The organism is Klebsiella sp. C283 (genome assembly GCF_048822555.1).
GTDB classification, from domain to species: domain Bacteria; phylum Pseudomonadota; class Gammaproteobacteria; order Enterobacterales; family Enterobacteriaceae; genus Klebsiella; species Klebsiella quasipneumoniae.
Genome location: NZ_JBMEZS010000012.1, coordinates 167,651 through 179,701 on the forward strand (window position 1 = coordinate 167,651; position 12,051 = coordinate 179,701).

Below are 12,051 nucleotides of genomic sequence, written 5' to 3' on the forward strand. Positions count from 1 at the left end.
GTCCGCGAGTTGGACGTTGTTGTTAAGCCGCCATGAATTTACAGTGTGCCAAAAGATTTATTTTGACTTTAGCGGAGCCGTAACGGAATGACAAAATTTGCTTTAGTAGGAGATGTCGGGGGGACCAACGCCCGCCTGGCGCTGTGTGATCTGGCGAGCGGAGAGATCTCTCGTGCAAAGACCTATTCCGGGCTCGATTACCCCAGTCTGGAGGCGGTGGTACGCGTCTATCTCGAGGAGCATCAGGTGACGGTCAGCGAAGGCTGTATCGCTATCGCCTGCCCGATCACCGGCGACTGGGTGGCGATGACCAACCATACCTGGGCCTTCTCCATCGCCGAGATGAAGCGCAACCTTGGCTTTGCGCACCTGGAGATTATCAACGATTTCACCGCCGTTTCAATGGCCATCCCGATGCTGAAAGCCGAGCACCTGATTCAGTTCGGCGGCAGCGCGCCGGTAGCCGGCAAACCGATCGCCGTTTATGGCGCCGGAACCGGGCTGGGCGTAGCCCATCTGGTACACGTTGATAAGCGCTGGGTCAGCCTGCCGGGCGAAGGCGGCCATGTCGATTTTGCGCCGAACAGCGAAGAAGAGGGCATTATTCTGGAAGAGCTGCGCGCTGAGCTAGGGCATGTCTCCGCAGAACGCGTCCTCTCCGGTCCTGGTCTGGTCAACCTTTATCGCGCGATAGTCAAATCGGATGGTCGACTGCCGGAGAACCTGCAGCCGCGTGAGGTCACCGAGCGGGCGCTGGCGGATAGCTGCACCGACTGTCGCCGGGCGCTGTCGCTGTTCTGCGTCATTATGGGGCGCTTCGGTGGAAACCTGGCGCTGACCCTGGGGACGTTTGGCGGCGTCTATATCGCTGGCGGCATCGTGCCGCGCTTCCTGGAGTTCTTTAAAGCCTCCGGCTTCCGCGGCGGTTTTGAGGACAAAGGCCGTTTTAAAGCCTATGTCCAGGATATCCCGGTTTACCTGATCGTGCATGACAACCCAGGCCTGCTGGGCTCCGGCGCGCATCTGCGTCAGACGCTGGGTCAGGTGCTGTAAGCGCATTCCTCCCGGGCTACTGTCGTAGCCCGGCCAGGCGGGGCTCCCCGCCGTCTACAGATTCATCAGCTGGCGAAACTCTTTCACTTTACTGCGACTGACCGGAACCTGAAACTCCAGGTCGCGCAGGCGTAGCACATAGGTATTGTTAAACCACGGCTCAATTTCCCGAATTTTGCTGAGATTCACACAGTACGAGCGGTGACAGCGAAAGAACTGTGCGGTGGGCAGTTTGCTGCAGAATTCGGTAATGTTCATCGGCATGACGAATGACTCCCGGCGAGTGTAGACGAAGGTCATCTTCTCGTGCGCCTCGGCATAATAGATATCATGAATGCTGGTGACGATGATCCGCTCATCTTTTATCAGATTGATGGTGTCGTTTTCCCGAGGCGCCACGCTGGTCAACCCGGAAGCGGCGTTATTTTGCTGCTGCCAGGCGGCGGTCAGCTTCTGCAGCATATTGATGATGCGCGACTCCTGGTAGGGCTTCAGAATGTAGTCAAACGCCTCCAGCTCAAAGGCTTCCACGGCGTGTTCTTTCCACGCGGTGATAAAGACGATAAAAGGCTTATGGGCGAACTGGCTGATGTTCTGCGCCAGCAGAACGCCGTCCAGCGACGGAATATTGATATCGAGAAAGATGGCGTCGACCTTGTTGTGCTGGAGAAATTTCAGCACGTCCAGTCCGTCGTCAAAGCTGCCGACGATCTCCATCTGGCTGTGGGTGTTGATAAGCCAGGAGAGTTCCTGTTGGGCCAGAAACTCATCCTCCACAATGATAACTTTCATCTTTTCTCCGCTCATGACAACAGAGACTCCGTCAGCGCCTGCGGCGTAGAGTGATTGGGGACATAAAAAGCGATCTCCGTTCCTGGCGTCAGGGTGCGGATATGCAGCCCCTCGCCATAGAGAAGTTTCACCCGATGATGAACGTTGAGCAGGCCGATTTTGTTACCCGGCATTTCATCGGCTTCCACGCGGGCGACCACGGCGGGATCGATGCCGTTGCCGGTGTCGCGAACGCTGATGCGAACCCGATTTCCGCACTCATTGATGCCGATCGTCACCACGCCTTTCCCTTTACACGGCTGAATGCCGTGCACAATGGCATTTTCCACCAGAGGCTGGATAAGCAGGCTTGGGATCACGCAGCTGACGTCGTCGTCAATATCATAGATAACCGTCAGTTTGTCGCCGAATCGCGCCTGTTCAATGGCGATGTAATCTTTGATCTGATACAGCTCTCGTTTGATATCAATCTGCTCATCGTCTTTTAATTCGATGTTATAGCGCAGATAGCGCGACAGATTAAAAATGAGCTGGCGCGCGGTGTCCGGATTAAGGCGAATCGAGGAGGAGATCGCGTTCAGGGCATTGAATAAAAAGTGCGGGTTAATCTTGCTTTGCAGAGCGCGCAGCTCCGCTTTGTTGGCCATCTCCCGTAGCTGTTCGGCGCGGGAAACCTCCAGCTGGGTGGAGATGATTTGTGACAGGCCTATCGCCATCTCCTGCAGCGTCGAGGTGATGCGATGGGCGTGGCAGTAATAGATTTTTAGCGTACCGGTGACCACCCCTTTTTCCCACAGCGGAATGACCATCAAGGAGTGGATCTCCGGCGTGCGGTGGGCTTCATCATTGTTTTTAATAATGATTTTTCCATAACGGATGGCCTGTCGGGTGGTGGGACTGATGACATCGTTATGATGTTGATAGTTGGCTTCACCGACGCCCACGTAGGCCAGCACGTGTTCCGTATTGGTGATCGCCACCGCGTCGGCGGTAATGTCGCGGCGGATAATGTCGCAAACCTGGCGCAGAGAATCGCTGTTGACCTGACGGAACAGCGGCAGGGTTTTGTTGGCAATGTCGAGCGCCAGTTTCGCCTGCCGCGCGGCGCTGGCCTCCTTTTCCCCTTCCACGCTCTGCACCAGCAGCACGATAAAACCGATGCAGACGCTGCCGAGGATCATCGGGATACCAATTTTCGAAACAATATCCACGCCGAGGCTGAGGGAAGGGGCCCAGATCACCACCAGGATCATGGTCAGAGTCTCGCAGACCATTCCGGCCAGAATGCCGATTTTCCAGCGTTGATCGCGGGCCACTTTGCGGTTAATCAACCCCGACAGCAGGCCGGCGATGATGCTGGTGATAAAGCAGGGCACGGCGGTCACGCCGTCAATATCAATCAGATAGCGGTGCACACCGGCAATCACCCCGACAATGGCCCCCACCCAGGGACCAAACAGGATCCCGCCGGACATCACGGCGATGATGCGCACGTTTACCAGCGATCCTTCCACCGGCACACCGGACCAGGTACTGAAGAGCGCGAACAGCGAGAAAATGGCGGTGACAGCCAGCAGCTCTTTCGGCGTATGCGCCGACTTATGCAACAGTTCGCGGAACAGGCGCAGGCGAATGAGAAAAAACAGGCAAATAAGCATCAGGGCCGCACGATCATAGACCGCCAGCATCATAGTAAAGATTTCGTGCATGGGTGCGCCGCGTCAGTGGCCAGAAAAGGACATGATAAAAAACCTGACGACAGAAGACCAGCCGCAGAAAAATAATGAGGAAAAGGCGCACTTTTAAAAGGGGATTTAGGGGTGGGGAGGCGATGTACCGCCAGACGCCAGAAGAAACGATAAATACCCGTGATAGAAAAGATATCAATATGTTACCACTTGCAGACAAAACGGTATTCATCCCGCAGCGTACTGCCGTATTTAGCGCAGACGATACCCGTTTTTAACGCCAGTGATTATTTTTCGTCAGGGCACTCGACAACGTGATTTTTTTCAGGTTATTTTCTAAACGAGCCGCAACAGCGGCAGCGTCGCTCGGACGGTCCGGGCGCTAACGTTAATCAGAGGAACCTATGGCTGAATCCAGTCCTGAACGCCGTTTTACGCGTATCGATCGTCTCCCCCCGTACGTTTTTAATATTACTGCCGAACTGAAAATGGCTGCGCGCCGGCGCGGCGAAGATATTATCGATTTCAGTATGGGCAATCCCGATGGCGCGACGCCGCCGCATATCGTGGAAAAACTCTGCACCGTCGCTCAGCGGCCTGACACCCATGGTTACTCTACCTCGCGGGGGATCCCACGCCTGCGTCGCGCTATTTCGCGCTGGTATGAAGAACGCTATAACGTCGATATCGATCCGGAATCGGAAGCGATCGTCACCATTGGTTCGAAAGAGGGGCTGGCGCATCTGATGCTGGCGACGCTGGATCATGGCGACACCGTGCTGGTGCCGAACCCCAGCTACCCGATCCATATCTACGGCGCGGTGATTGCCGGGGCGCAGGTGCGCTCGGTGCCGCTGGTGGAAGGGGTGGATTTCTTTAACGAACTGGAACGCGCCATCCGCGAGAGCTATCCGAAGCCGAAGATGATGATCCTTGGCTTTCCCTCGAATCCGGCCGCGCAGTGCGTCGAGCTGGATTTCTTTGAAAAGGTTGTCGCCCTGGCGAAGCAGTATGACATCCTGGTCGTCCACGATCTGGCCTATGCCGATATCGTGTATGACGGCTGGAAAGCGCCCTCCATCATGCAGGTGCCCGGCGCACGCGATGTCGCCGTCGAGTTCTTTACCCTGTCGAAAAGCTATAACATGGCCGGCTGGCGCATTGGCTTTATGGTCGGTAATAAGACCCTGGTGAACGCGCTTGCCCGCATCAAAAGCTACCATGACTACGGCACGTTTACGCCGCTGCAGGTGGCGGCGATCGCTGCCCTGGAGGGCGATCAGCAATGCGTGCGGGATATCGCTGAACAGTATAAGCGCCGCCGCGATGTGCTGGTGAAAGGGCTCCATGAGGCCGGCTGGATGGTGGAGTGTCCGAAAGCGTCCATGTACGTCTGGGCGAAAATTCCGGAACCTTATGCCGACATGGGCTCGCTGGAGTTCGCGAAAAAGCTGCTTAACGAAGCGAAGGTTTGCGTTTCTCCGGGGATTGGCTTTGGCGATTATGGCGATACCCATGTCCGCTTCGCGCTGATCGAGAACCGGGACCGGACGCGTCAGGCGATCCGCGGCATTAAGGCGATGTTCCGCGCGGATGGCTTGCTGCCCGCCGCGAGCTAGCGCTTCGGCGAATACGCTATAACAAAAACGGGAGCCTCTGGGCTCCCGTTTTTTTTGACACCGCTGCAGTCTAGATCATCAGGGCAAAAGTACCGGCCCAAACGATGACCATAAAAGAGAGGCCCATAAAGAAGTATTTCACGACTCATCACTCCACGCGCTTATGCGACGTTCAAATGAATTAATTGTTCTGTTTTTCAAGGGCTGTCGCTGGTGAAATCTCACCCTGCGGCAGCTCGCAATTCTGTGCGTTAAGTGCTCCAGATGGCGCTAATGTACGCCTAAAAAATCAGGGAAACAAGAGGCATTTTTTTATTAATTTTTAGTTACTTACGAGTGTCGTGATTCGGCGACACATTAATTTCGCCCGGTAATAAATTTAGCGCCAGCGACGCTGCGAAAACGGGTTTCTCGTCAGGGCGATTAGCGGAGCTAGTCAGGCTTGGCGCGCGGCATCCACGTTGCCACGCGCCACCGGTTTAATGCAGATCAGAGGCGCGCTGTCGCCACTCGGCAGGGTAGTGTGCCGGGATAAAGCGCAGCGTGATCGCCATGAGTAACAGGACACAGAGCGCATGCCAGGACCAGTCAAGGGTGTAGTTCCCGCTCAGGCTACGCAGCAGGCCGGAAAGCCAGGGCGACAGGCCGGCGATAATAAATCCGATACCCTGCATAAAGGCTACCAGCCGGCCGGCCACCGTCGGTTGTCCGGCATGATCGAGGGCCAGCACCAGGCACAGGGGAAACGCGCCGCCCAGACCGACGCCGCAGGCGAGAGCCCAGAGCGCGGAGAAGTGCTGCGGCAGCCAGATGAAGCCGCAGAAGCCAATCAGCTGGAGCGCCAGAGCACACAGCAGAAGCTGGCGCCGGTCATCCTGGCGAGCCAGCGCCGGCAGCAGCAGCGCGCCCGCGGTTTGCCCAACCGTCAGCAACGCCAGCAGCGAGCCGCTGTACTGGGCGCTGTCGCCAAGCTGCATATAATAGGGCGGCAGCCAGGCGATCAGACTGGCGTAGCCGGCATTGATCAGTCCGAAATAGAGCCCCAGCGTCCAGGCACGGCGCTGGCCAATAATCGCTACCCGGGGGGCGGCGCTGGTCTGATGCGGAGCACGGGGCAGGTGCCGGCAAATCGCCAGCCAGCTGAGCAGGGCGAGGAGGGCGGGGAGCGCCCACCAGGCCAGCGCATCCCGCCAGGCTGTGCTGTGCGACGCCAGCCACGGCGTTAACGCGGCGCCTAACCCGCCACCGCCCATTAGCGCAGCTGACCATAGCCCCATCACCAGCGGCGTCCGTCGGGCGAATAAGCGCTTAATCACCGCCGGGATGGCAGCCTGGATGATGCCGATGCCAACGCCTCCGGCCAGGGCGCTGGTGAGCAGTAGGCCGCTATTCGGGGCGATTTCCCGCAACAGGGCGCCCGCCGCGATAATCAGCAGGCTTAGCGCAATGCTACGGTTTTGACCGACATGACGATCGACCCAGCCGCCGGCCAGCGCCAGCACGCCCATCGCTACCACCGGCAGGGCGGTCAGTAGCGCGGCCAGGGTATAGCTCATCCCGCTGGCGGCGCGGATCTCCGGAAGCAAAGGGCCGATGGAGGTGAGCAGCGGCCGCATATTTATGCCGATCAGCACCAGGATCCCCAGCGTCAGATTCTGTCGCAACACGGCTTTCATGGCTGCTGTTCCGCCCACCGCTGATAAACTGCCAGCCCCTCCGGCTGGGGGCGATGATGGATCGGCAACGTCTGCTGCGCCAGCGGCTGCTGCAACTGCTGATAAATCGCGGCGGTAGATAGCTGAAAAGGCTCTCCGTCCTGATTGCTGTTGGCGAAAAATACTTCCCGCACGCCGGTTAAATAGAGTGCGCTAAGACACATCGGACAAGGCTGTCCGCTGGCGTAAATAACGCATTCGCGCAGAACTTCGCTTCCCAGCCTGGCGGCAATATCGCGAACGGCATTCAGTTCGGCATGCGCCGTTGGGTCGCCGCTCAGATGAAAGGTGTTGACGGCTTCGGCGACCACATCGTTATGGCGCACCATCACGGCGCCAAAGGGGCGACCACCGTGGGTTGTGTTGTGTTTTGCCAGCGCTAAGGCGCGCTGGAGATAGCGATCGTGAGCGGACATAGTCACTCCTGCATAAGATGATGTTCAAGGTAAAAGAGGCAACGGGTCGTGCGTAGAGGGTACGTAACTTGTTTCATAAGTTAAAAGACTTATTTATGATGAACCCTAGTTGAATTACTTATAGGTAAGCGGATGCTCCTGCGCCATCTTTCCTACTTTATCGCTGTGGCAGAACACCGTGGCTTTACCCGCGCCGCCGCGGCGCTGCACGTCTCCCAGCCGGCGCTGTCACAGCAGATCCGCCAGCTGGAAGCCATGCTGGAGGTTCAGCTTTTCGACCGCTCTGGCCGTTATATCCGGTTAACCGATGCCGGAGAGATCTGGCTGGAGTATGCCCGCCGGGCGTTACGCGATCTTGAGGAGGGGCGGCGCGCTCTGCATGACGCTGAGGATCTGCAGCGCGGCAAACTCCGCATTGCCATGACGCCGACCTTCACCACCTATATGCTGGGACCGCTGGTGGAAAACTACTATCGACGCTACCCCGGCGTGAAATTGCTGATCCAGGAGATGAACCAGGAGCGCATGGAAATGATGTTGCTGCAGGATGAACTGGATGTCGGCATCGCCTTTGACGACAGTCGTTCCCCGGATATTGTCGTTCAGCCGCTGCTGACGGAAACCCTCGCGCTGGTGGTGAGCCGCACGCATCCTCTGGCCAGAGAGAACGCGCTCAGGCTGCAGGCGCTCGACGCGCAGCCGCTGATTTTACTGAGCAGCGAGTTTGCCACCCGGGAGCAGATCGATCGTTATTGTCGTCGTCATCGGCTCGAACCTGACGTGCAGATGGAGGCCAACTCTATCGGCGCCGTTCTGTCGGTCATTCGGCGAACGCCCCTTGCGACACTGCTGCCGGCGGCTATCGCCGGGCAGTATGATGATGTGGTGGCGATTGAGCTGGAACCCGCGCTGCTGCAGCGAACGGCCTGTTTGCTCCAGCGCAGGGATGCGTGGCAGAGCGCCGCGGCACGCGAATTTATCGCCCTGGCGCGGGAGATTGCGCTAACGCTTGAGCAGGAAAACCGCCTGCCTCCTGCCTGAAGGCGTGCGTCGCTCGACGGCGAGCCAGGATTAACGGTGGGCTGCGTTGCTGGTGTCGGCCTCGTCGGGCAGGGCATTCTCTCTAAGCATGACTTCCTCCTTCAGCCTTTCCAGCACGTGATGAAAGAGCTGGGTCTTGTCTGGCTCAGCCATGGTCTGCAATTTCACATTAAATAAAGTATGGGACAGAATAAGATCGTGGATAAATTCCAGCAGTACCTCACTTTGCGGAAGTGAGGTTAATTCCTGATGGATATAACCGGTTTGTTGCCGTAGCGGATTTTTTGTGACATCCATCGGTCGGGCGCTAATGCTATGGGCAAATATTTTCTCAATTGCCTGACTGGTAATATAGAGCCGATTCAATGACAGGATGGGGTTTTCGGCTTCCTGCGGAATGAAGTGACAATAAACAAACGGTTTCTCAGGCAGCATCATGCTGAACCTGTTTTCACGATGAATATCGTTAGGCGCCTCCAGCAACGCCATTAAATTCCGGCTGTGCGGATGCCAAAGTCCTGAAGCTGTGACCTTGACGTTGAACTGCGTGACGGTATTCCCGCTCTGGGTTTCCATGACGGGAATATCGCCATCAATCCGCAAAATGCTATGGATATGGGAGTGTGGCGACCAGTAGGTTTCCAGCGTCTCAGATGAATTGAGTGGATTAAATGTGTTGGTTACCTCTTTTTCCTGATGAGAAAGGACGGCGAGTTTTAGTGTTCCCCGCGTCGGGTTAAGCTTCAGGCATAGATTGATCGCACCGATATCATGCCAGTGAAGAATGTCTTCAATTTCGCAGTTTAATAATTTTTGCGCCCGGGAAAGGGAACAATACTCCATTGGCGGTAAATTATTTAATTTCCAGATATTCCGTTCTGTTATATTCATAAGGATTGTTTATTGCAGAAAAATAGCGGTCAGTATTAGCAATGAAAATCTGATGGTCATGTGCTTTTTTTGTTAACGTCGCTGGTCTGATTGATGAAATTCATTCATGTTGAGAATATTATATCAATAAGATGATTGTTCTTATTGTTACGTCAGCCATTCACTTGATGGTGTAATCCTATCATTTATTTCGCTCGAGAAAAATAGTTTGCTTAGCGCCTGGATACAACACTTTTTTGTTTTTTTATTAACGACCTCGACGAGAGGGAACGCATCATGAAGAGAATGTGGATCTTGAGATCAATGCCTGGACGACAGGGATAACGCAAACGGATACTCGCGGCATCCGTTTGCGGCGGCCAAGCTTACCGGGTTACAGAGGGATAGCGATCTCCTGGCTGCGCGATGGCATACCAGGCCATCATCTCCGCGGTACCCGGCTGACCTTCTGCTGGCGCCCAGTCCATAGTGTCGATTTCAGCAAGCGGTTGATAAGCGCCTTGTTTGACTTCAAATACCATCCCACCAGCGTCGAGTGAGAGCACCGTATGCCAGGTGCCAGGCTCCATTTCCAGCGCCGTGCAGGTTTCACCCAGCACCACCCGGTTAGTGATCGCGCCATGATCATCAAAATTTAGCACCACAAAGCGACCTTTCAGCGGCAGCAAAAGTTCAAAGGTATGTCGGTGCCGGTGCGGGCGGATATAGGTGCCGGGTTCCATAGCGATAGCCAGACGCTGCACCGGGTCGCTCAGCTCAGGGTGAAAATTGCGATGGGCACGTAAGCGCGGGGAACTGGCCGCCGCTTCGCTCTGCTGCTGCATATCGCTAAGGGTGATCTGTTTCATATCAACGCCTGGCTCCTTTGTTGTCCAGAGAGTGTTGCATCGGCTGGGCGGCAGGTTGACGACCAGGCCACGCGATATTGTACGCATAAAGCGTGTTGCTGTCGGTTAATTGTCGAGGCTATAGAGTGCAGGAGGGCTTCTGCCAGGCAACCACGCAATTCCTACCTGCTTTTTTTGCCTGGTACAGGGCGCCGTCGGCACGGTTAAGTCATTCATTCTATACCGTTTTAGGATCCTCCGTTGTGGCAAGACCGATACTGATCGTGACGCTTTCGGGCAGTTTAACCCTGCTGCTGACGTCGCCTGGGTTGATAATGGTCTGGCGGGTCCGCTCGGCGATGAGTTGCGCCTGCTGTTGGCCCACGTCAGACAGTAATAGCGCAAATTCCTCGCCGCCTGTTCTGGCCACAATATCATCTCTGCGAACCTGATCCTGAAGTACCCCGGCCACATACTGAATAACAAGATCTCCCTGAAAGTGACCATATTTGTCATTGATGCGCTTGAAATGATCGATGTTGCATAACAATTTAGATAATGGTTTTGCACAGAGACCCGTTGCATTTTTTTTTATCAGCACAAGGTAAAAATAACGGCGGTTATACAGCTGCGTCAGATAATCACGAATCGAGTTCTGATAGGCATTCTCATATTTATTGTTGGATAATTGATAAAGATTAAACGCATTAAGGAAAATAATGATAATAAAGTTCAGAGTGCCCAGCGTTTCGAAAAGCCTCGTTTTATACCCTGTGTTCTCGCTAGCGACATCTGCGGTTGTTAAGAAAGAGAAGGTTAAGATATAAACGAAGTAGTAAAAATAGATTCCTGTCCAGAATATATTTCTGAAGCGGGTTAATGCCATCGTCGTTAAAAAAAGAACGTCCATATGTAAACCATTATATTACTGGCTAAGCGAATCGTTGGTTCATACAGGTGGATTGAGGAAAATCCAACAATCAGGACGATAGCTAAGGTCAGGCTTACACAGGCAAAGGTAATAATAATGTGATTATGGGAGGCCAGCAGGCGATGCGAACGAAACTTGAATACTAATGCCGCGGTGATGATTTAGGTGAGTGTTAACGCGTTGCGGTAAAAATAGATGAGTCTGATGGCCTGTTCATTAGGTCATACCTGTCAGGGCAAGAAAACTATGTTTTTATGATCGTGAATATCAATATTTTGAATGTCTGTCGGGAGTGAGCAGTATGCTTTTCGTGCGGTCGCTGCGGACGATGTCATTACGTTTTACAACTCGTCTTTTCCTGTGAGTTGTTCATTTTAGTCGCAAAATTATAACTGGTGTTTTCCTCTTTTTAAAAAGAGGAATGGCGCCACGGGTTTTATATCTATAAATAAATCACTTTGTGCGTTAACAGGAAGGGGGCATTGATGATCAGGTCGGTACCACCTTGAGTAGACTGTCTACAGGAGCTGCAGAAAAACCATCAAAAGTCGGCGTGGATCCGACATAAAGCAGGAGGGTTATGGTGTCCCCTGCATACACCTAACCTGATATACAGGGGGTTGAAGTATATAGTGTTTTTTACGTGTGAAAAATATTTTACTCGTTACTTTACCCATCGGAGCGGGAAAGGAGCCTTTTTTTGAAATCGCAGTGCTCGCTAAATAGCCATCTTGCTCGACCGTGTATAACCCTGCTTTTTGCCAGGTCTCCTGCTTTGATTCGTTTATAGATGAAGCTTTTGCTGAAGCCAGTATCGGCCATGATAAACTTCAAATCAACAAGGCTATCGGGTTGCATCTCATGTTTCATCTTCCACCTCTCGTTACAGCCAAATGCTTACCACGTTCTTCATACTCTTCCTGACAGTCAGCGCAGCGCTGGCAGCCCGCCACCAGTTCCCGGCGCCGCTCGGGTATCTCTTCCCCGCAGTCGCGGCAGTGGGTAGCTGAAACCGCCGCATGGTTGATGCGCATGTTCTGGATGGTCATTTCAAGCCGGCGCTCTGCCAGCTCGTTGT

The 12,051-nt window shown here is 54.5% G+C and carries 14 protein-coding genes; 4 read left to right on the forward strand and 10 right to left on the reverse strand.

Going from position 1 to position 12,051, the window contains the following annotated elements; translation table 11 throughout:
* Positions 1–87: 87 nt before the first annotated feature.
* Positions 88–1,053, forward strand: coding sequence for a glucokinase (gene glk, locus ACOI7Z_RS22885; protein ID WP_004202027.1), 966 nt, complete (start codon positions 88–90; stop codon positions 1,051–1,053).
* Positions 1,054–1,107: 54 nt separating this feature from the next.
* Here the strand turns inward: glk and ACOI7Z_RS22890 are convergent, their stop codons facing one another.
* Positions 1,108–1,845 (reverse strand): LytR/AlgR family response regulator transcription factor, encoded by a 738-nt coding sequence (locus tag ACOI7Z_RS22890; protein WP_086076161.1) that lies wholly within the window; start codon positions 1,843–1,845, stop codon positions 1,108–1,110.
* Between the two features lie 11 nt (positions 1,846–1,856).
* Complete coding sequence (locus ACOI7Z_RS22895; RefSeq protein WP_023290579.1) at positions 1,857–3,554, reverse strand: sensor histidine kinase; 1,698 nt, start codon at positions 3,552–3,554, stop codon at positions 1,857–1,859.
* Here ACOI7Z_RS22895 and ACOI7Z_RS22900 point away from each other — a divergent pair.
* Positions 3,553–3,651, forward strand: coding sequence for a hypothetical protein (locus ACOI7Z_RS22900; RefSeq protein ID WP_032428955.1), 99 nt, complete (start codon positions 3,553–3,555; stop codon positions 3,649–3,651). The genes ACOI7Z_RS22895 and ACOI7Z_RS22900 overlap by 2 nt on opposite strands.
* A 286-nt stretch (positions 3,652–3,937) precedes the next feature.
* The gene (alaC, locus tag ACOI7Z_RS22905; protein ID WP_087849549.1) at positions 3,938–5,152 is read left to right on the forward strand and encodes an alanine transaminase; all 1,215 of its coding nucleotides are present in this window, start codon (positions 3,938–3,940) and stop codon (positions 5,150–5,152) included.
* A 70-nt stretch (positions 5,153–5,222) separates the two neighbouring features.
* Here alaC and ypdK read toward each other — a convergent pair whose 3' ends face one another.
* The 3 genes from ypdK to ACOI7Z_RS22920 all read right to left on the reverse strand — a co-directional run bounded on the left by ypdK (position 5,223) and on the right by ACOI7Z_RS22920 (position 7,283).
* The gene (gene ypdK / locus ACOI7Z_RS22910; RefSeq protein WP_099119320.1) at positions 5,223–5,294 is read right to left on the reverse strand and encodes a membrane protein YpdK; all 72 of its coding nucleotides are present in this window, start codon (positions 5,292–5,294) and stop codon (positions 5,223–5,225) included.
* A 337-nt stretch (positions 5,295–5,631) separates the two neighbouring features.
* A complete protein-coding gene (locus tag ACOI7Z_RS22915) occupies positions 5,632–6,828 on the reverse strand; it encodes a CynX/NimT family MFS transporter (RefSeq protein ID WP_023290578.1) in 1,197 nt (398 codons plus the stop codon).
* Positions 6,825–7,283, reverse strand: coding sequence for a nucleoside deaminase (locus tag ACOI7Z_RS22920; RefSeq protein WP_087849548.1), 459 nt, complete (start codon positions 7,281–7,283; stop codon positions 6,825–6,827). The genes ACOI7Z_RS22915 and ACOI7Z_RS22920 overlap by 4 nt, the downstream gene beginning before the upstream one ends.
* A gap of 132 nt (positions 7,284–7,415) precedes the next feature.
* Between ACOI7Z_RS22920 and cynR the strand changes: the two genes are divergently transcribed.
* Positions 7,416–8,324, forward strand: coding sequence for a transcriptional regulator CynR (cynR, locus tag ACOI7Z_RS22925; protein WP_048297979.1), 909 nt, complete (start codon positions 7,416–7,418; stop codon positions 8,322–8,324).
* A 30-nt stretch (positions 8,325–8,354) separates the two neighbouring features.
* Here cynR and ACOI7Z_RS22930 read toward each other — a convergent pair whose 3' ends face one another.
* The 5 genes from ACOI7Z_RS22930 to ACOI7Z_RS22950 form a co-directional block, all read right to left on the reverse strand.
* Positions 8,355–9,215, reverse strand: coding sequence for a hypothetical protein (locus ACOI7Z_RS22930; RefSeq protein ID WP_032428953.1), 861 nt, complete (start codon positions 9,213–9,215; stop codon positions 8,355–8,357).
* Between the two features lie 365 nt (positions 9,216–9,580).
* Entirely contained in the window at positions 9,581–10,063 is a 483-nt protein-coding gene (locus tag ACOI7Z_RS22935; RefSeq protein WP_023290574.1) for a WbuC family cupin fold metalloprotein, read from the reverse strand.
* 217 nt (positions 10,064–10,280) lie between these two features.
* Positions 10,281–10,952, reverse strand: coding sequence for a sensor domain-containing diguanylate cyclase (locus tag ACOI7Z_RS22940; protein ID WP_087849547.1), 672 nt, complete (start codon positions 10,950–10,952; stop codon positions 10,281–10,283).
* Between the two features lie 690 nt (positions 10,953–11,642).
* Positions 11,643–11,843, reverse strand: coding sequence for a helix-turn-helix transcriptional regulator (locus ACOI7Z_RS22945; RefSeq protein WP_029602656.1), 201 nt, complete (start codon positions 11,841–11,843; stop codon positions 11,643–11,645).
* A partial coding sequence (locus ACOI7Z_RS22950; protein ID WP_420702445.1) for a TraR/DksA C4-type zinc finger protein occupies positions 11,840–12,051 on the reverse strand: 212 nt, incomplete at its 5' end. The genes ACOI7Z_RS22950 and ACOI7Z_RS22945, both read right to left, overlap by 4 nt.